The organism is Streptomyces sp. TG1A-8, assembly GCF_030499535.1.
In the GTDB taxonomy this organism is placed as follows: Bacteria; Actinomycetota; Actinomycetes; order Streptomycetales; family Streptomycetaceae; genus Streptomyces.
In genome coordinates this window covers 4481906-4499200 of sequence record NZ_JASTLB010000001.1, presented here as the reverse complement: position 1 = coordinate 4499200, position 17295 = coordinate 4481906, and the positions used below count along the sequence as shown (strand labels likewise).

General features: G+C 71.9%; 19 protein-coding genes and 1 pseudogene. 7 read left to right on the top strand and 13 right to left on the bottom strand.

The genetic code is table 11. The features are described 5' to 3' along the window. The first annotated feature begins 256 nt into the window (after window positions 1–256). The 4 genes and pseudogenes from QQY24_RS19700 to QQY24_RS19685 all read left to right on the top strand — a co-directional run. A complete protein-coding gene (locus QQY24_RS19700) occupies window positions 257–1057 on the top strand; it encodes an ABC-2 family transporter protein (RefSeq protein ID WP_301974013.1) in 801 nt (266 codons plus the stop codon). Further along, entirely contained in the window at window positions 1050–1889 is an 840-nt protein-coding gene (locus tag QQY24_RS19695) for an ABC transporter permease (RefSeq protein ID WP_301974012.1), read from the top strand. The genes QQY24_RS19700 and QQY24_RS19695 overlap by 8 nt, the downstream gene beginning before the upstream one ends. Before the next feature lie 3 nt (window positions 1890–1892). Further along, complete coding sequence (locus tag QQY24_RS19690; protein WP_301974011.1) at window positions 1893–2873, top strand: ATP-binding cassette domain-containing protein; 981 nt, start codon at window positions 1893–1895, stop codon at window positions 2871–2873. Window positions 2874–2898: 25 nt separating this feature from the next. Then, a pseudogene (locus QQY24_RS19685) lies at window positions 2899–3027 on the top strand (DUF1707 domain-containing protein); the annotation flags it as partial. A gap of 104 nt (window positions 3028–3131) precedes the next feature. Here the strand turns inward: QQY24_RS19685 and QQY24_RS19680 are convergent. The 3 genes from QQY24_RS19680 to QQY24_RS19670 all read right to left on the bottom strand — a co-directional run bounded on the left by QQY24_RS19680 (window position 3132) and on the right by QQY24_RS19670 (window position 4759). After that, window positions 3132–3533 carry a hypothetical protein gene (locus QQY24_RS19680; protein WP_301974010.1) on the bottom strand — a complete coding sequence of 134 codons (402 nt, stop codon included), beginning with the start codon at window positions 3531–3533 and terminating at the stop codon, window positions 3132–3134. Between the two features lie 137 nt (window positions 3534–3670). After that, window positions 3671–4408, bottom strand: a complete 738-nt coding sequence (gene rph, locus QQY24_RS19675; protein ID WP_301974009.1) for a ribonuclease PH — start codon at window positions 4406–4408, stop codon at window positions 3671–3673. Between the two features lie 117 nt (window positions 4409–4525). Then, window positions 4526–4759 carry a PTS glucose/sucrose transporter subunit IIB gene (locus tag QQY24_RS19670; protein ID WP_301974008.1) on the bottom strand — a complete coding sequence of 78 codons (234 nt, stop codon included), beginning with the start codon at window positions 4757–4759 and terminating at the stop codon, window positions 4526–4528. Between the two features lie 339 nt (window positions 4760–5098). Here QQY24_RS19670 and QQY24_RS19665 point away from each other — a divergent pair, with 339 nt between their 5' ends. Then, window positions 5099–6349, top strand: coding sequence for a PTS transporter subunit EIIC (locus QQY24_RS19665; RefSeq protein WP_301974007.1), 1251 nt, complete (start codon window positions 5099–5101; stop codon window positions 6347–6349). A gap of 68 nt (window positions 6350–6417) precedes the next feature. Here QQY24_RS19665 and QQY24_RS19660 read toward each other — a convergent pair whose 3' ends face one another. After that, window positions 6418–7170, bottom strand: a complete 753-nt coding sequence (locus QQY24_RS19660; protein WP_301974006.1) for an MBL fold metallo-hydrolase — start codon at window positions 7168–7170, stop codon at window positions 6418–6420. Window positions 7171–7408: 238 nt separating this feature from the next. Here QQY24_RS19660 and QQY24_RS19655 point away from each other — a divergent pair, with 238 nt between their 5' ends. After that, the gene (locus tag QQY24_RS19655; protein WP_301974005.1) at window positions 7409–7885 is read left to right on the top strand and encodes a type II toxin-antitoxin system PemK/MazF family toxin; all 477 of its coding nucleotides are present in this window, start codon (window positions 7409–7411) and stop codon (window positions 7883–7885) included. A gap of 97 nt (window positions 7886–7982) precedes the next feature. On the opposite strand, the gene QQY24_RS19650 is transcribed toward QQY24_RS19655, so the two are convergent. The 9 genes from QQY24_RS19650 to clpS all read right to left on the bottom strand — a co-directional run bounded on the left by QQY24_RS19650 (window position 7983) and on the right by clpS (window position 15810). After that, the gene (locus QQY24_RS19650) at window positions 7983–8456 is read right to left on the bottom strand and encodes a hypothetical protein (protein WP_301974004.1); all 474 of its coding nucleotides are present in this window, start codon (window positions 8454–8456) and stop codon (window positions 7983–7985) included. A gap of 206 nt (window positions 8457–8662) precedes the next feature. Beyond that, window positions 8663–10726 carry a putative Ig domain-containing protein gene (locus QQY24_RS19645; protein WP_301974003.1) on the bottom strand — a complete coding sequence of 688 codons (2064 nt, stop codon included), beginning with the start codon at window positions 10724–10726 and terminating at the stop codon, window positions 8663–8665. A gap of 271 nt (window positions 10727–10997) precedes the next feature. After that, window positions 10998–11948, bottom strand: a complete 951-nt coding sequence (locus tag QQY24_RS19640; RefSeq protein WP_301974002.1) for a PLP-dependent cysteine synthase family protein — start codon at window positions 11946–11948, stop codon at window positions 10998–11000. Window positions 11949–11966: 18 nt separating this feature from the next. Next, window positions 11967–12245 carry a MoaD/ThiS family protein gene (locus QQY24_RS19635; RefSeq protein ID WP_301974001.1) on the bottom strand — a complete coding sequence of 93 codons (279 nt, stop codon included), beginning with the start codon at window positions 12243–12245 and terminating at the stop codon, window positions 11967–11969. 86 nt (window positions 12246–12331) lie between these two features. Then, window positions 12332–12427 (bottom strand): putative leader peptide, encoded by a 96-nt coding sequence (locus QQY24_RS34800; RefSeq protein WP_335743766.1) that lies wholly within the window; start codon window positions 12425–12427, stop codon window positions 12332–12334. 90 nt (window positions 12428–12517) lie between these two features. Then, complete coding sequence (locus tag QQY24_RS19630; RefSeq protein WP_301974000.1) at window positions 12518–12940, bottom strand: M67 family metallopeptidase; 423 nt, start codon at window positions 12938–12940, stop codon at window positions 12518–12520. A gap of 193 nt (window positions 12941–13133) precedes the next feature. After that, window positions 13134–14552: an amino acid permease gene (locus QQY24_RS19625; protein WP_301973999.1), complete on the bottom strand. Its 1419-nt coding sequence runs from the start codon at window positions 14550–14552 to the stop codon at window positions 13134–13136. Between the two features lie 317 nt (window positions 14553–14869). Further along, window positions 14870–15481 carry a DUF2017 domain-containing protein gene (locus tag QQY24_RS19620; RefSeq protein ID WP_301973998.1) on the bottom strand — a complete coding sequence of 204 codons (612 nt, stop codon included), beginning with the start codon at window positions 15479–15481 and terminating at the stop codon, window positions 14870–14872. Between the two features lie 11 nt (window positions 15482–15492). After that, window positions 15493–15810: an ATP-dependent Clp protease adapter ClpS gene (gene clpS / locus QQY24_RS19615; protein ID WP_301973997.1), complete on the bottom strand. Its 318-nt coding sequence runs from the start codon at window positions 15808–15810 to the stop codon at window positions 15493–15495. A gap of 57 nt (window positions 15811–15867) precedes the next feature. On the opposite strand from clpS, the gene QQY24_RS19610 reads away from it, so the two are divergent. Further along, window positions 15868–17214: a nicotinate phosphoribosyltransferase gene (locus tag QQY24_RS19610; protein ID WP_301973996.1), complete on the top strand. Its 1347-nt coding sequence runs from the start codon at window positions 15868–15870 to the stop codon at window positions 17212–17214. Window positions 17215–17295: the final 81 nt, after the last annotated feature.

The window sequence follows — 17295 nt, the reverse complement described above, 5'->3', positions numbered from 1 at the left end:
GCCTTCGCGCCCCGCCCTCGGTCGGCTGCTGCGGCTGCGGCTCGTCGCTCATGTCGTGCACGGACTCCTGTTTCGAACGTCGTACGTTCCGTACGCACTCGTACGCCTTCTGCGCCCCCTGTTTGAAGACTCTCGCACCTGGCGTTCCGTTCCCGGATTCCGGCACGCTTCCGGCGGAAAATGCGTGGCCGGCCGCCGGGCCTCCGGACTATGCTCCTGCGCTTCGGTGTCGAGCGGTCCCGGGAGGTGGACTGGCGTGGGCGCGGGACGGTTGTACGTGGCCGTCGCAGCAGGGGGGTTCCGACGGTACGCGACCTACCGGGCGGCCACTGCGGCAGGGGTGTTCACCAACACGGTGTTCGGGCTGATCCTCGTCTCGACGTACCGCGCACTGTGGGACGAGCGCCCCCATCTGGGCGGATACGACCAGGGGCAGGCCGTGACGTACGTGTGGCTGGGGCAGGCGTTCCTGTCGACGCTCGCGATCGGGGGCGGGGGCGCCGAGGAAGAGCTGATGGAGCGCATCCGCACCGGGGACGTGGCGGTCGACCTGTACCGGCCCGTCGATCTGCAGGCGTGGTGGCTGGCCGCCGATCTGGGCCGGGCGTTCTTCCAGTTGCTGGGGCGGGGCCTGGTCCCGTTCGCGTTCGGCGCGCTGTGTTTTCCGGCCCGTCTGCCGGCGGACGCGGGCACGTGGGCGGCCTTCGCGGTGGCGGTGGTGCTGGCGATGCTGGTCGGGTTCGGGATCCGGTTCCTGGTGGCGTTGAGCGCGTTCTGGCTGCTGGACGGCGCGGGGGTGTCGCAGGTGATGTGGCTGGCCGGGTACTTCTGTTCGGGGATGCTGCTGCCGCTGAACGTCTTCCCGGGGGTGCTGGGGGAGGTGGTCCGGGTGCTGCCGTGGTCGGCGCTGCTGCAGGCGCCGGCGGACGTGCTGCTGGGGCGGGCGGATCCGCTGGGCACGTACCTGTTCCAGGGGGCGTGGGCGGTGGTGCTGCTGGGTGCGGGCCGGCTGCTGCAGTCGGTGGCCGCGCGGCGGGTGGTGGTCCAGGGTGGCTGAGCGGGGCGCTCCGGCGGAGGGCGGCCGGCTGGCGGAGGGGGTGCGGGCCTACCGGTTGGTCGCGGGGATGTGGATCCGGTCCACGATGGCCTACCGGGTGTCCTTCGCGATGACGACGTTCGGGAACTTCGCGGCGACCTTCTTCGACTTCGTCGCGGTGCTGCTGATGTTCTCGCACGTCGAGGCCCTGGGCGGGTACGCGCTGCCGGAGGTGGCGTTCCTGTACGGCCTGTCGGCGGTCTCGTTCGGGCTGGCGGATCTGGTGATCGGTTCGATGGACCGGCTGGGGCGCCGGGTGCGGGACGGCACGCTGGACACGCTGCTGGTGCGGCCGGCGCCGGTGCTGGCGCAGGTGGCGGCGGACCGGTTCGCGCTGCGGCGGCTGGGGCGGGTGACGCAGGGGACGCTGGTGCTGGGCTGGTCCCTGGGCCGGCTGGACGTCGACTGGTCGCCGCTGAAGCTGCTGCTGATGCCGGTGATGGTGGCGAGCGGTTTCGGGATCTTCTGCGCGGTGTTCGTGGCGGGGGCGGCGTTCCAGTTCGTGACGCAGGACGCCTCGGAGGTGCAGAACGCCTTCACGTACGGCGGTACGACGCTGTTGCAGTATCCGCCGACGGTGTTCGCGAAGGAACTGGTGCGCGGGGTGACGTTCGTGCTGCCGCTGGCCTTCGTGAACTGGCTGCCCGCGGGTTACGTGCTGGGGCGGCCGTACCCGCTGGGGCTGCCCGGGTGGGTGGCGTTCACGTCTCCGCTGGTGGCGGTGGTGTGCTGTGCGCTGGCGGGGCTGGCCTGGCGGGCGGGACTTCGTTCGTATCGGAGCACGGGGAGTTAGCGGGTGCCGGACAGTGGGTTCATCGTGCTGGAGCAGGTCGAGAAGGTCTTCGAGGTGCGCAGGCGGACGGGGTTCCTCAGGCGGGAGCGGCGGCAGGTGCGGGCGGTGGACTCCATCTCGTTCACGGTGGCGCGCGGCGAGATGGTCGGGTACATCGGGCCGAACGGGGCCGGGAAGTCGACCACGATCAAGATGCTGACCGGCATCCTGACGCCGAGCGCGGGCCGGCTGCGGGTGGCGGGCGTCGATCCCGCGCGGGAGCGGAGACGGCTGGCGCAGCGGATCGGGGTGGTGTTCGGTCAGCGGACCACGCTGTGGTGGGACCTGCCGCTGGTCGACTCCTACCGGCTGGCGCACCGCATGTACCGGATCCCGGACGCCCGTTACCGGGAGAACCTCAGCCGGTGCGTGGAACTGCTGGAGCTGGGAGACCTGTTGGACGTGCCGGTGCGGCAGCTGTCGCTGGGGCAGCGGATGCGGGGGGACATCGCGGCGGCGCTGCTGCATGATCCGGAGGTGCTGTACCTGGACGAGCCGACGATCGGCCTGGACGTGGTGTCGAAGGTCAAGGTGCGCGGTTTCCTGAAGGAGTTGAACGCCGAGCGGGGCACGACGGTGCTGCTGACGACGCACGACCTGCAGGACATCGAGCAGTTGTGCTCGCGGGTGATGGTGATCGACCACGGGCGGCTGGTGTACGACGGTGCGCTGGCCGGGCTGCACGAGGCCGGGGACGGGGAGCGGACGCTGGTGGTGGACTTCGAGCGGGAGCTGCCGCCGGTCGAGGCGCCGGTCGGCCGGGTGGTGCGGGTGCAGGGGCCGCGGCAGTGGCTGGCGTTTCCGGCGGGGCAGTCGGCGGCGCCGCTGGTGGCGCACCTCGCGGCACGGTATCCGCTGGTGGACCTGTCGGTGCGGGAGCCGGACATCGAGTCGGTCATCGCGAGGATGTACGCGGAGGATGTGCGCGGGAGGGCGGTTCCGTAGGCGGGTGGTCTCGTAGGGTGCTGTCATGGCCGACAACGCAGTGCCGGACCTCCGCGCGTCCGATGCCCACCGCGAACGGGTCGTCGGGGTAGTGCGGGACGCCGTGGCCGAGGGGCGCCTGGACGTGGCGGAGTTCGAGGAGCGGCTGGAGGCGGCCTGCCAGCGGGCCGGGGCCCCGTCGGCGCCCTCCCGCGGGCCCCGCCGGCGCCCTCCCGCGGGCCCCGCCGGCGGACTCCGGCCTGCTCCGGGCGAAGGACCCTAGGGCCGGCAGACCTTCGTCAGTTCGCCCGCCGCGTCCGTGACGGGGCTGATGTCGGGGGTGGTGTCGCCGTGGTCGAGCGCCGTGCGGACGTCGTCCACGGCCCGGTCGAGGTCGTCGACCGCCTTGTTGACGTCGGCGTCGTCGGTGCGGTCGCCGATCTTCTTCAGGTTCCGCTCGATGGAGTCGAGGGAGGCGTCGGCCTGTGCGGGGTCGTTCGCGGCGTTCTCCACGGCCTGCTGGAGGGCGGTGACGCCGTCGGCGATGGTGTCGGCGGTCTGCACGCAGTCCAGGGCCCGGTCCACGGCGTCGCAGCCGGTGGTGAGGACGGCGGTGAGCACGGTGGACGCGACGGCGGCGGCGACGGCGGCGCTCCGGCCTCGGTGGCGGCTGACGGCCATGGTGTGTTTCCTCCCCTGGTGCGGCTGGTACGGGCGCGCGGCGGTGGGCCGTGCGCCCGTGTCCCCAGGGACGCCGGGGAGGGCGCGCGGGTTGCCGCCGAGCTGCCCGCGCGCCGCCGGCCGTCCCCGGAGGCCGCCTACTGCGCGGCGGTTTCGGCCAGGGCGGCCTGCTGGAGCGCGGCGAGTTCGGAGCAGCCGGTGACGGCGAGGTCGAGCAGGGCGTCGAGTTCCGCGCGGGCGAAGGGCTCGGCCTCGGCGGTGCCCTGGACCTCGACGAAGCGGCCGTCGCCGGTGCAGACGACGTTCATGTCGGTCTCGGCGCGCACGTCTTCCTGGTAGCAGAGGTCGAGGAGCGGGACGCCGCCGACGATGCCGACGGAGACGGCGGAGACGGTGCCGGTCAGCGGCTGCCGGCCGGCCTTGACGAGCTTGCGGCCCCGGGCCCAGGTGACGGCGTCGGCGAGGGCGACGTAGGCGCCGGTGATGGCGGCGGTGCGCGTGCCGCCGTCGGCCTGCAGGACGTCGCAGTCCAGGACGATCGTGTTCTCGCCGAGCGCCTTGTAGTCGATGACGGCGCGCAGGGAGCGGCCGATGAGGCGGGAGATCTCGTGGGTGCGGCCGCCGACGCGGCCCCGGACGGACTCGCGGTCGCCGCGGGTGTTGGTGGCGCGGGGCAGCATGGCGTACTCCGCGGTGACCCAGCCCTCGCCGCTGCCCTTGCGCCAGCGCGGGACGCCTTCGGTGACGGAGGCGGTGCAGAAGACCTTCGTGTCGCCGAAGGAGACGAGGACGGAGCCCTCGGCGTGCTTGCTCCACCCGCGTTCGATGGTGACGGGGCGGAGCTGTTCGGGGGTGCGGCCGTCGATTCGAGACATGGCGCCGAGCCTATCGGGACTCGCGCGAGGGGCCCCTCCCGCGGCGGGAGGAGCCCCTTGCCGGTGAACGGCGCCATGGGTCCGGGCGCCGGGTGCGGGGCGCCGGGTGCGGGGCGCTCACATCATGTCTTCGATCTCCGCGGCGAGGGGGTCGGCGTCGGTGCCGATGACGACCTGGATGGCGGTGCCCATCCTGACGACGCCGTGGGCGCCGGCGGCCTTCAGGGCGGCTTCGTTGACCAGCGAGGGGTCGGACACCTCGGTGCGCAGCCGGGTGATGCAGCCCTCGATCTCCTCGATGTTGTCGATGCCGCCGAGGCCGGCGACGATCTTCTCAGCCTTGCTGGCCATGTTCCTTCTCCCTGATCCGAACCGCTTTGTCGCAGTAACCCACAGTTGGCCCATCTTGGCGAGCGGTCGTGCCGTACGTGCCGAGGGGGGCGATCACGACAGCGGAACCGTCGCCAGTTGGTCTACACCACCACGGGGACAGTCGCCAAGCGCGGCGTCCGCCTCCCGGGGCGCGGGACGTCCGACGGGTCGTGACGGTTCCGGCGGCACCGCGTCCGGGTCGGCACAGCGCGTAGTGCCGCGGTAGCAGATTTCGTGGTTCCTTGCACGCCCGCATCATGCTAGAACAGGTCTACACCAGTGAGTGGTGCAGACCAGTATCCCGTGAAGGACGAGCCTATGAGCACCGCCACGACAACGGCGGCCCCCGCGAAGCAGCGGGGTTCCGGACTGTTCCAGGGCCTGCAGAAGATCGGCCGCAGCCTGCAGCTCCCGATCGCCGTGCTGCCGGCGGCCGGCATCATGGTCCGGCTCGGCCAGGACGACATCTTCGGCCAGGACGGCCTGGGCTGGGACAAGGTCGCCGCCGTGTTCGGCAACGCGGGCAGCGCGCTGACCGGGAGCCTGCCGCTGCTGTTCTGCATCGGCGTGGCCATCGGCTACGCCAAGAAGGCGGACGGCAGCACGGCGCTCGCCGCGGTGGTGGGCTTCCTCGTCTACAGCAAGGTGCTCCAGGCCTTCCCGCTGACCGAGCAGCACATAGAAAAGGGCAAGATCGTCGCGGCGACGTACAACGACCCGGGTGTCCTCGGCGGCATCATCATGGGTCTGCTCGCCGCCGTGCTGTGGCAGCGCTTCCACCGCACGAGGCTCGTGGACTGGCTCGGCTTCTTCAACGGCCGGCGGCTGGTGCCGATCATCATGGCCTTCGTCGGCATCGTGACGGGCGTCTTCTTCGGCCTGATCTGGGAGCCGATCGGCAAGGGCATCACGCACTTCGGCGAGTGGATGACGGGTCTCGGGGCGGGCGGCGCGGCGCTGTTCGGCGCGGTGAACCGCGGTCTGATCCCGGTCGGCATGCACCAGTTCGTCAACACCGTGGCCTGGTTCCAGCTCGGCGACTACAAGACGGCGTCCGGCGAGGTGGTGCACGGCGACATCACCCGGTTCCTCGCCGGTGACCCGTCCGCCGGCCTCTTCCAGTCCGGCTTCTTCCCGATCCTGATGTTCGGCCTGCCGGCCGCCGCGCTCGCCATCGCCCACTGCGCCCGCCCCGAGCGCCGCAAGGCCGTGCTCGGCATGATGACCTCCCTCGCGCTGACCTCGTTCGTCACCGGTGTCACCGAGCCGATCGAGTTCTCGTTCATGTTCGTCGCGCCGCTGCTGTACGTGCTGCACGCCCTGCTCACCGCGGCGTCCATGGCCGTGACCTGGGGCCTGGGCGTGCACGCCGGGTTCAACTTCTCCGCCGGCTTCATCGACTACGCGCTCAACTGGCACCTGGCGACCAAGCCCTGGCTGATCATCCCGATCGGCCTGGTCTTCGGGGTGATCTACTACGTCACCTTCCGCTTCGCCATCATCAGGTTCGACCTCAAGACCCCGGGCCGCGAGCCCGAGGAGGAGGTCGAGGACCTCACCAAGGCGTGAGGCGCGCCGTCACCGCACGGCGAAGGCCCCGGAACCGCGAGGGTTCCGGGGCCTTCGCCGTGCTCGGGTCAGATCTCGTACGACAGCCCCGGCGCCGCCAGGTCCACCGGTCCCCCGAAGACCTCGCGGGCGTCCGTGAGGTTGATCCCGGGGTCGGTCCACGGGGGGATGTGGGTCAGCACCAGGCGGCGGGCGCCCGCGCGGGTCGCCGTCTCACCCGCCTCGCGGCCGTTGAGGTGGAGGTCGGGGATGTCCTCCTTGCCGTGCGTGAACGCGGCCTCGCACAGGAACAGGTCGGCGTCCCGGGCCAGTCCGTCCAGCGCCTCGGACACCCCGGTGTCGCCGGAGTACGTCAGCGTCCTGCCGCCGTGTTCGAGCCGGATGGCGTACGCCTCCACGGGGTGGCGGACCCGCTCGGTGTGCACCGTGAACGGGCCGATCTCGAACGTGGACGGCTTGACGGTGTGGAAGTCGAACACCTCGCTCATCGAGGAGGCGGAGGGGGTGTCGGCGTAGGCCGTGGTCAGACGGTGCTCGGTGCCCTCGGGGCCGTAGACCGGCAGGGGGGCGCAGCGTCCGCCGTCGTGGCGGTAGTAGCGCGCGACGAAGTAGGCGCACATGTCGATGCAGTGATCGGCGTGCAGGTGACTGAGGAAGATCGCGTCGAGGTCGTAGAGACCGCAGTGGCGCTGCAGCTCGCCGAGGGCGCCGTTGCCCATGTCGAGGAGCAGCCGGAAGCCGTCGGCCTCGACGAGGTAGCTCGAACAGGCCGATTCCGCGGACGGGAACGACCCCGAGCAGCCGACGACGGTGAGCTTCATGAAGCAGAAACCTCCGTTGGCGGGGAGCCGATGGGCGGGAGCGGTGGAGAGGGGTCGGGTGGGGGCTGGCGGGGTCGTGCGGTTTGTCGAGCCTAAGGCGGGAAAGGGCGGGTCGCTCCTTCGCCAGGGGCCGTTGTGGGCGAACTCACCTGTGCTGTCACCGGTTCGGCTGGACCGGGGGCGTAATGGGCCGTCAGAGGGCGCGCGCCGCCGGACGCGCGCCGGTAATGTCGTGCACATGGACACGTCCTGGTGGCTGGCGCTCGCGGCGGTGGTGCTGCTCGCCCTCGTCGCCGCTCTCGTCGACGGCTGGGGCCGCGGCCACCGGCCCGGCGGACGCCGGCTGCGGCCTCCCGGCCGCCCCGGCGGCCGCACCGCCCCGGGCGGGCCGGGCGCCCGCGTGCGGCGTCCGCGGCCCGGTGACATCTGGTGGGCCGACGTGCCCTACGAGGACCGCCCGGAGTCGAAGGACCGGCCCTGCCTGGTGCTGGCGGTGCGCGGCGACCGGGCCACGGTCGCGAAGATCAGCAGCAAGTACCACGACGAGCGCGCCGGGGTGATCCCGCTGCCGCCCGGCGCGGTCGGCGACGCGCACGGCCGGCCCAGCTTCCTGCAGACCGACGAGCTGCGCGAGGTGCCGGTGGCGGACTTCCGGCGCCGGGTGGGCGTGGTCGACCCGGTCCTGTGGGACCAGGTGCGCCACCTCGCCGACTAGCCCGTCGGCCCGGGCGCGGGCCCGGCGGCGGCCCTGGGGTTTTCCGTTCGGACCGGACCGGGCCCGCGGAGGTCCGGCCCGGTCCGAAGGAGAGGTCCTAGCGGTCCACCCGCACGGTGACCGTCCACTCCTGGATCCCCTTGCAGGCGACCTGGCCGGGGGCGGTGGGCTCGGCGCACAGGGGGCGGGACGAGGTGAGGCGTACCGTTCCGGCGGCCACCGCCCGGTAGGCGGCCGTGGCGTCGCCCGGCCGCAGGACGAGGCCCGCGTTGACCGCCTCCAGGGCGCCGCCGCTCGCCGCGACCGGCTTCCAGGGGCGCTCCCGGGTGCCGTCCAGGGTGAGCCGGACCTCGCCGCCCCGGCCCACGCAGACGGTGCGGCCGTCGTCGGCGGCCCGCAGCGCGGCCTGCGCGGTGCATCCGGTGCCGGGCGCGCCGGTGCCGGACCGGGTGGGGGACGGGGACGGGGACACCGTGCCGGCGGCGCCGGTGTCCCCGTCCCCGCCCCGGGAGCCGCAGCCCGTGAGGAACAGCGCCACCACCGCGAGGGCGCTGAGCGTCGTACGGCGCATGGGTGACCGCCTTTCTGCCGTGGCCGGCCGGTCGGCCGCCCGGTGCGGATGTGACGTACCACCGGCGCGAACGGATCCCCCGCCCGGCGGGGATCCCGTACCCGGACGGGTTCCGCACGCCCGCGGCCCCCACCCGGGCGGTCCCCTGCGACGCGCGGGTCCCGCACCCGGGCGGCTGCCGTGTGCGGGACCCGGTGCCGTGCGGGTCAGCCGGTCGTCAGGGCGGTGTCGTCGACGACGAAGCTGGTCTGCTGGGAGGAGTCCTCCACCCCGCTGAACTTCAGGGTGACCGTACTGCCCGCGAAGGAGGACAGGTCGAAGGTCTTCTGCGCGTACCCGGAGGCGGCGTTGGTGTTGGAGTAGGTCGCCAGGGTGGTCGACCCGGCGGTGACCGTCAGCTTGTCGTAGGCGGTGCTGCCGGTCTCCGCGGTGTCGATGTGCAGGTAGAAGGTCAGGCTGGCCCGGCAGCCGGCCGGGACGGCCACCGACTGGGACAGCGAGTCGGTGTGCGCGGAGCCGTACCCGTCGAGCCACGCCTTGTACGAGCCGCTGTGCGCCGCCTCACCGGTGTCGTTGGTGATGACCCCGCTGGAGGCGGTCCAGGTGGTGCTGCCCGACTCGAAGCCCGGGTTGCCGAGCAGCTGCGCCGGGGCGCAGGTGCCGCCGGAGGAACCGACGGTCCAGGTGAAGGAGGTGGAGCCGGTGGCGCCGGTGGAGTCCTTCGCGGTGACCGTGACCTGGTAGGTGCCCGCGGTGGACGCGGTGCCGGAGATCAGGCCGGTGGAGGCGTTGACGGACAGGCCGGCCGGCAGGCCGGAGGCGCCGTAGGTCAGGGCCGCGCCCGCGCTGTCGGTGGCCCTGATCTGCAGGCTGACCGCGCTGCCGGTGGCGGTGGACTGACTGCCGGGGTTGGTGACGGTCACCGTGTTGCCGGTGCCGGTGCCGGCGGTGAAGGCGGTGGTGCCGTTCGGGGTGCCCCAGCCGGTCGGGCCGTCGTAGCCGGCGGCCGCCCGGCAGAAGTACGCGGTGGAGCAGGAGCCGTTGCTGCCGCTGGTCACGTCGTACAGGTTGCCGGTGTGGGTGTACGGGTACTTCGCCGGGTAGTCGGTGGAGCCCGGGGTGCCCGCGAGGGCGTACACGCCGGCGATGATCGGGGCGGAGGCGCTGGTGCCGCCGTAGACCGCCCAGCCGGAGCCGCCGTAGGTGTCGTAGACCGCCACGCCGGTGGCCGGGTCGGCGACCGCGGAGACGTCGGCCTCCATGCGCTTGGCGCAGCCGGTGTCGGTCTGCCAGCTCGGCTTGGGGTCGTAGGCGGAGCAGCCGGAGCCGGTGCCCTCGGAGGAGCTGGTGTTCCACACCGACTCGGTCCAGCCGCGGGAGCTGGAGGACGCGCTCAGCGCCGTGCCGCCGACGGCGGTGACGTACTGGGAGGTCGCCGGGTACTCGGCGCCGTAGCCGGAGTCGCCCGCGGAGACGGTGATGGCGACGCCCGGGTGCTTGAAGTACTGGGTGTCCTCGGTGGTCTGGCCGGACGCCTCGTCGCCGCCCCAGCTGTTGGAGACGAACTTGGCGCCGAGCGCGACGGCCTCGTTCTCGGCGATGCCGAGGTCGGTGTCGTTGGCGGAGCTGGCCTCGACCAGGACGATGTTGCAGTTGGGGCAGACCGCGCTGACCATGTCGAGGTCGAGCGCCTCCTCGCCGGCCCAGCCGGTGTCGTTGGAGGGCAGCGAGGTGGTCGAGCCGGTCTGGCTGACCTGCTTGAAGCAGCCGTTGGCCTTGGTGCAGGTGGACAGGCCGTAGGTGGAGCGGTAAGTGGCCAGGTCCGACTCGGCGTTGGGGTCGTTGTAGGCGTCGACCACGGCGACCGTCAGGCCGGAGCCGCCGGTGGAGGGCAGGTTGTAGGCGCTGTGCAGGTTGGCCGGGGACAGGCCGGAGGGCGCGGCGGCGACGGCGGCGGCCAGGCGCTGCTTGATGTCGGTGCGGCGCTGGGCGAAGCAGGACGCCCGGCCGGGGCGGGCGGTGGCGCACAGGTGCCGGGTGGGCACCTTCTGGCCGGCCCGGCCGGTGGCGTGGAAGGTCTGCCGGCCGGGGTCGGTCAGGGCCTGGGCGTTCTGCGCGGCCCGGGTGGCGGGATGCGCGGGCGCGGCGGCCTGGGCCCCGGCCGTCGGTGCCGCGGCCAGTCCGGCGACGGTGAGGGCGAGGGTGGGCAGGGCGGCGGACAGGAGTCTTCGCAGACTCCGCTTCCGCCCGCCCGGGCGGGACTCACGCATGGGGTGCTGCCTCCATCGGGAAGTGGGGTTTCTCGCTCTGGGTGGGCAGGCCCGTGACGCGCGTAGCGGCGGCGGATCGCGCAGTCATGAGCATGACACTCACAGGCACCCCGCCGCCGAATGAGCGTGACATGACAGGGTGCGGGAGGACCGTAGCCCCCGCCGGGCGATCACCGGCAGTACCGCTGGGAATTCTTTGCTGCTCCGTAGCAATGGCTTAACCCCCTCGTGGGAGGGGGCTGGGACGCAGTTGGCCGGTGGTGGGGGCGGATCAGGCCCAGAGCTGGCCGTGCAGGGTCTCGATGGCCTCTTCGGTGGTGGCCGCCGTGTAGACGCCGGTGGAGAGGTACTTCCAGCCGCCGTCGGCCACGACGAAGACGATGTCGGCGCTCTCGCCCGCCCGCACCGCCTTGTTGCCCACGCCGATCGCCGCGTGCAGGGCGGCGCCGGTGGAGACGCCCGCGAAGATGCCCTCCTGCTGGAGGAGTTCGCGGGTGCGGGTGACCGCGTCGGCCGAGCCGACCGAGAAGCGGGTGGTGAGCACAGAGGCGTCGTACAGCTCCGGCACGAAGCCCTCGTCGAGGTTGCGCAGCCCGTAGACCAGGTCGTCGTAGCGCGGTTCGGCGGCGACGATCCGCACGTCCGGCTTGTGCTCGCGCAGGTAGCGGCCGACGCCCATCAGCGTGCCCGTGGTGCCGAGGCCGGCGACGAAGTGCGTGACCGAGGGCAGGTCGGCGAGGATCTCCGGGCCGGTGGTGGCGTAGTGGGCGCCCGCGTTGTCCGGGTTGCCGTACTGGTAGAGCATCACCCAGTCGGGGTGCTCGGCGGACAGCTCCTTGGCCACGCGCACGGCGGTGTTGGAGCCGCCCGCGGCCGGCGAGGAGACGATCTCCGCGCCCCACATGCCGAGCAGGTCCCGGCGCTCCTGCGAGGTGTTCTCGGGCATCACGCACACCATGCGGTAGCCCTTGAGCCTGGCCGCCATGGCCAGGGAGATGCCGGTGTTGCCGGAGGTGGGTTCGAGGATCGTGCAGCCCGGGGTGAGCCGGCCGTCCTTCTCCGCCTGCTCGATCATGTGCAGGGCCGGGCGGTCCTTGACGGAGCCGGTCGGGTTGCGGTCCTCCAGCTTGGCCCAGATGCGGACCTCGGCGGACGGCGACAGCCGCGGCAGGCGTACCAGGGGGGTGTTGCCCACCGCGGCCAACGGGGAGTCGTAGCGCATCGCTGCTCAGCGGCCCGGTCAGGCCATGCCGCCGGCGACGGCCGGCAGGATCGTGACGTTGTCGCCGTCGGACAGCTTGGTGTTGATGCCGTCCAGGAAGCGCACGTCCTCGTCGTTCAGGTAGACGTTGACGAAGCGGCGGAGCTGGTCCCCGTCCACGATGCGGGCCTGGATGCCGGCGTGCCGGGCCTCGAGGTCGGCGAACAGCTCGGCGAGGGTCTCCCCGGTGCCTTCCACCGCCTTCTGGCCGTCGGTGTAGGTGCGGAGGATGGTGGGGATGCGGACCTCGATGGCCATGGTTGCGGGCTCCTGTCGGAAGGTGTGTGGGTCGGTGGGCGCGCGGCGGCGCGCCGCGGCTCACGGCCGTACGGCGGTGGGGAACGTCAACAGATGGCGCTGTTCAGCCTGCACAGGTCGACGTGCAGCCGCGCCACGAGCAGCGTGCTCGGCGCCTTTTCGCTCACGTCGTTCAGAACCATGGGCTCATCGTATCGATTCCCGGCCCGCCTTCCGGAGTGTGATCCCGCATCCTGGATGGAATCCGTCCGGATCGCGGAATCGGCACCGGATCAGTACGCGTCGACGACCTTGACCTCCTCCTCCGTGACCTCGCCGTCGAGGATCCGGAAGGAGCGGAACTGGAACTCGCCGAGGCCGTCGGCGTCCGCGGTGGAGACGAGGACGTAGTGGGCGCCGGGCTCGTTGGCGTAGCCGATGTCGGTGCGCGAGGGGTAGGCCTCGGTCGCCGTGTGGGAGTGGTAGATCACCACCGGCTCCTCGTCGCGGTCGTCCATCTCGCGGTAGAGCTTGAGCAGGTCCTGCGAGTCGAACTCGTAGAACGTGGGCGAGCGGGCCGCGTTCAGCATCGGGATGAAGCGCTCGGGGCGGCCGGCGCCCACCGGGCCGGCGACCACGCCGCACGCCTCGTCGGGGTGGTCCTGGCGGGCGTGGGCGACGATGCGGTCGTACAGGTCCTGGGTGATGGTCAGCATGTCGGCCAGGATAAGCAGAGGGGAAAGGGGCCGTGCCCGGCGCGTCGGGCCGGGCGTCCGGGGACGCCGTGGGGTGGCCCCGCACCGGTGACCGGTGCGGGGCCGCCCCACGGCGGACGTCCTGAGCGGTGGCCGCCGGGGGTGCCACGAGAACTCCCGGCGGCCGGACGTCCCGGGAAGGGTCCTGGGCCGCTCAGCCGACCTTTTCGAGGGACGGCTCGCGGCGGTCGGCGATCTCCGGCGTGCGGCTCTTCAGCACGAACCAGCCGATCCCGAGCGCGACCGCCCAGACCGCCATCACGTACAGGCAGACGCGGGAGTCGGCGTCGTACGCGATCAGGCCGGTGACGAAGAGCAGGAACGCGATGGCGACGTAGGAGCACACCGCGCCGCCCGGCGCCGGGAAGGAGGAGGCGGGCAGCCGGCCCGCGTCGACCGCGCGGCGGTACAGCACGTGGCTGACCAGGATCATCAGCCAGGTCCAGATGCCGGCCGCGGTGGCGACGGAGGTGACGTAGCCGAACGCCTTCTCCGGGACGACGTAGTTCAGCACCACGCCGATGCCCATGAAGGCGACGGAGACCGTGATGCCGAACGCCGGCGTCCTGGTCGACGACAGCCGGGCGAAGACCCGCGGGGCCTCGCCGTTGTCGGCCAGGGTGCGCAGCATGCGGCCGGTGGAGTACATGCCGGAGTTGCAGGAGGACAGGGCCGCGGTGAGCACCACGAAGTTGACGATGCCGGCGCCGGCCGGGATGCCGATGACCGCGAAGGCCTTCACGAAGGGACTGACGCCCTCCGCGAACTGGGTCCACTTCACCACGCACAGGATGACCGTGAGGGCACCGACGTAGAACAGGGCGATGCGCCAGGGCAGGGTGTTGATCGCCTTCGGGAGGGTCTTCTCCGGGTCCTCGGACTCGCCCGCGGTGACGCCGACCAGTTCGACGGCGAGGTAGGCGAACATCACGCCCTGCAGGGTCATCAGGGAGGAGCCGATGCCCTTGGGGAAGAAGCCGTCGAACTGCCACAGGTTCGAGACGGAGGCCGTGTCGCCGGCGGCGCTGAAGCCGAAGGTGAGCACGCCGAGGCCGATCACGATCATGCCGACCAGTGCGGTGACCTTGACCATGGAGAACCAGAACTCGATCTCGCCGAACAGCTTCACCGAGATCAGGTTGGCCACGAACAGGACCACCAGGAAGACCAGCGCGGTCACCCACTGCGGGACGGACGGGAACCAGTAGTTGACGTAGATCGCGGCGGCCGTCAGCTCGGCCATGCCGGTCACCACCCACATCAGCCAGTACGTCCAGCCGGTGAAGTAGCCGAAGAACGGTCCGAGGAACTCGCGGGAGTACTCGGCGAAGGAGCCGGAGACCGGGCGGTACAGCAGCAGCTCGCCCAGGGCCCGCATGATGAAGAAGATGATCACGCCCGCGAGGGCGTACATCAGGATGAGGCTGGGCCCCGCCTTGGCGATGTTCGCCCCGGCGCCCAGGAACAGGCCGACGCCGACGGCGCCGCCGATCGCGATCATCTGGACCTGACGGCTGCCGAGCCCGCGCTCGTAGCCCTCCTCAGAGGCTTCGGTGACCTTCTCAGAGGCCATGTTGAGGTGCGCCTTTCTCCATGCCGACCCGGGCCCTCCGTCGGCCTCGGACCGGGTTTCGATCCCCCCGGATTGATGGAGCTGTGCCTGGCCGGCGGTCACCGGCTCGGTGGCGCACCCGGCCGAACGTGGGTGGTGTTCGCCGGGCGGTCGTGAAGATTTATCACGGCCGCAGCACTGATCACCGTGGCGCGATGTGGCTCATCGCACAGCCAAAAAAGACAAAGGGCACTCGAACGCGGCAAATCCGACCACGGTGGTGATGGGATCGTTATTCGGATTTGAGCGTCCTCTGAGCGAACACCGATCGGGACGGATCACGGCATAAGGGTCGTCACCAGCGTCTCCTGGAGGCCGCCCAGCCACAGGTAGGCCACCACTATCGGCTTGCGCGGGTCCTCGTCCGGCAGGCCGTAGAGCAGGTCGGTGTCGTCCTCGTCGGTGATTTCCAGCCGGGCGCCGATCGCCAGGCGCAGGTCGTTCAGCACGCCGAGCCACTGCCGGGACTGCTCCGGGGACAGCCTGAGCACCGCCCCGCCGCCCCCGGCCGCCGAGGCGGCCAGCACGTCCAGGTCGCGGATCACCGCGAGGGCGTTGTCCCGCTTGCCGGCCCGCAGGTCGTTCTCGGTGTAGCGGCGGAACTCGGCGGAGCGGGCCCGCCGCCGCTCGGCCTCCTCCGGGGAGGCGGGCGCCTCCTCCGGGTCGCCGTAGGCGTCCGGGAAGAGCCGGCGCAGGACCGGGTCGGCGGGGGGTTCGCTCGGGCCGTCGGCGAACAGTTCGGCGAGCGGGTCGTCCGAGGCGTCCCCGGCGGGGCCGGGGCCGATCATCTCCAGGAGCTGGACGGCCAGCGACCGGACGATGGAGATCTCGACGGCGTCGAGCGCGACGGCCGCGCCGCCGCCGGGGAGCGGTTCGAAGGTTCCGGGCATGGAGGAGGTCGCTACTTCCGGTCCTGCTGGAGGGTGGCCCACAGACCGTAGCCGTGCATCGCCTGCACGTCGCGTTCCATCTCCTCGCGACTGCCGCTGGAGACGACCGCCCGGCCCTTGTGGTGGACGTCGAGCATGAGCTTGGTGGCCTTGTCCTTGGAGTAACCGAAGTACGTCTGGAAGACGTACGTCACGTAGCTCATGAGGTTGACCGGGTCGTTGTGGACGATCGTGACCCAGGGGACGTCGGGCTCGGGTACGGCGAAGACCTCCTCCGCCGACTCGGTGCGTTCGGTCTCTACGGGCGCGGGTGACGTCACAGGGCCCATGCTGCCACGACCGCCATAAATCGTCACACTGACGAAATGGGGGTACCATTCCCTGCCATGAACACAGCGGACCTTGGGCTGCCGGTGGACGTCCCCTCGACGGCGCTCTTCACGGACCAGTACGAGTTGACCATGCTGCAGGCCGCGCTGAAGGCCGGTACGGCCGAGCGGCGCAGCGTGTTCGAGGTCTTCACCCGGCGGCTGCCCGAGGGGCGCCGCTACGGCGTGGTGGCGGGCACCGGGCGCGTCCTGGACGCGGTGGTGAACTTCCGCTTCGACGACGGTGTCCTCGGCTTCCTGCGGGAGCGGGCGATCGTCGACGAGGAGACCCTGGCGTGGCTGGCCGGCTACCGCTTCGGCGGTGACATCTGGGGCTACCCCGAGGGCGAGGTGTACTTCCCCGGTTCGCCGGTCATGCGGGTGGAGGGCTCCTTCGCCGAGTGCGTGCTGCTGGAGACCGTGATCCTCTCCATCCTCAACCACGACTCGGCGATCGCCGCCGCCGCCTCCCGGATGGCCGCGGCCGCCGGCGGCCGACCGCTGATCGAGATGGGCGCCCGCCGTACCCACGAGCTGGCCGCCGTGGCCGCCGCGCGGGCCGCCTACGTCGGCGGCTTCGCGACCACCTCCGACCTGGCGGCGGGCTTCCGCTACGGCATCCCGACGGTCGGCACCTCCGCCCACGCCTTCACCCTCCTGCACGACCGGGAGCGCGACGCCTTCCGGGCGCAGGTGGACTCGCTGGGCCGGGGCACGACCCTCCTGGTGGACACGTACGACGTCACCGAGGCCGTCCGCACGGCGGTGGAGGTGGCCGGGCCCGAGCTGGGCGCGGTGCGCATCGACTCCGGGGACCTGCTGCTGGTCGCGCACCGGGTGCGGCAGCAGCTGGACGAGCTGGGCGCGACGGACACGAAGATCGTCGTGACGTCCGACCTGGACGAGTACGCCATCGCCTCGCTGGCGGCGGCGCCCGTGGACGCGTACGGCGTCGGCACCCAGCTGGTGACCGGCTCGGGGCACCCGACCGCGTCCATGGTCTACAAGCTGGTCGCCCGCGCCGAGACCGCCGACCCGGGGGCGCCGCTGGTGCCGGTCGCGAAGAAGTCCAGCGGGGGCAAGACCTCCGTCGGCGGGCGCAAGTGGGCCGCGCGGCGGCTGGACGGGGACGGCGTGGCCGAGGCCGAGGTGGTGGGCACCGGAGCGGTGCCGACCGCGCTGGCCGACCGGCAGCTGCTGGTGGAACTGGTCAAGGGCGGCGAGGTGGTCTTCCGGGAACCGCTGGACGTGGCCCGCGAGCGGCACATGGCGGCGCGCGGCGGCCTGCCCCTGTCCGCGACGCAGCTCTCCCGGGGGGAACCCGTCCTTCCGACGGAGTACGTCCACGAGGGCTCGGGTAACTAGGACGGGACCGGTCGTCCGTCCCGTCGAACGACCCCGCCGCCCGCGAACCTCCCCGGACCAGTCGCCCACCCCACCGTCGAA

Bases quoted from the DNA above. Each gene is read 5' to 3' on its own strand.
- QQY24_RS19680 (WP_301974010.1), bottom strand. From the start codon at position 3,533: ATGGCCGTCAGCCGCCACCGAGGCCGGAGCGCCGCCGTCGCCGCCGCC.
- rph (WP_301974009.1), bottom strand. From the start codon at position 4,408: ATGTCTCGAATCGACGGCCGCACCCCCGAACAGCTCCGCCCCGTCACC.
- QQY24_RS19670 (WP_301974008.1), bottom strand. From the start codon at position 4,759: ATGGCCAGCAAGGCTGAGAAGATCGTCGCCGGCCTCGGCGGCATCGAC.
- QQY24_RS19665 (WP_301974007.1), top strand. From the start codon at position 5,099: ATGAGCACCGCCACGACAACGGCGGCCCCCGCGAAGCAGCGGGGTTCC.
- QQY24_RS19660 (WP_301974006.1), bottom strand. From the start codon at position 7,170: ATGAAGCTCACCGTCGTCGGCTGCTCGGGGTCGTTCCCGTCCGCGGAA.
- QQY24_RS19655 (WP_301974005.1), top strand. From the start codon at position 7,409: ATGGACACGTCCTGGTGGCTGGCGCTCGCGGCGGTGGTGCTGCTCGCC.
- QQY24_RS19650 (WP_301974004.1), bottom strand. From the start codon at position 8,456: ATGCGCCGTACGACGCTCAGCGCCCTCGCGGTGGTGGCGCTGTTCCTC.
- QQY24_RS19645 (WP_301974003.1), bottom strand. From the start codon at position 10,726: ATGCGTGAGTCCCGCCCGGGCGGGCGGAAGCGGAGTCTGCGAAGACTC.
- QQY24_RS19640 (WP_301974002.1), bottom strand. From the start codon at position 11,948: ATGCGCTACGACTCCCCGTTGGCCGCGGTGGGCAACACCCCCCTGGTA.
- QQY24_RS19635 (WP_301974001.1), bottom strand. From the start codon at position 12,245: ATGGCCATCGAGGTCCGCATCCCCACCATCCTCCGCACCTACACCGAC.
- QQY24_RS34800 (WP_335743766.1), bottom strand. From the start codon at position 12,427: ATGGTTCTGAACGACGTGAGCGAAAAGGCGCCGAGCACGCTGCTCGTG.
- QQY24_RS19630 (WP_301974000.1), bottom strand. From the start codon at position 12,940: ATGCTGACCATCACCCAGGACCTGTACGACCGCATCGTCGCCCACGCC.
- QQY24_RS19625 (WP_301973999.1), bottom strand. From the start codon at position 14,552: ATGGCCTCTGAGAAGGTCACCGAAGCCTCTGAGGAGGGCTACGAGCGC.
- QQY24_RS19620 (WP_301973998.1), bottom strand. From the start codon at position 15,481: ATGCCCGGAACCTTCGAACCGCTCCCCGGCGGCGGCGCGGCCGTCGCG.
- clpS (WP_301973997.1), bottom strand. From the start codon at position 15,810: ATGGGCCCTGTGACGTCACCCGCGCCCGTAGAGACCGAACGCACCGAG.
- QQY24_RS19610 (WP_301973996.1), top strand. From the start codon at position 15,868: ATGAACACAGCGGACCTTGGGCTGCCGGTGGACGTCCCCTCGACGGCG.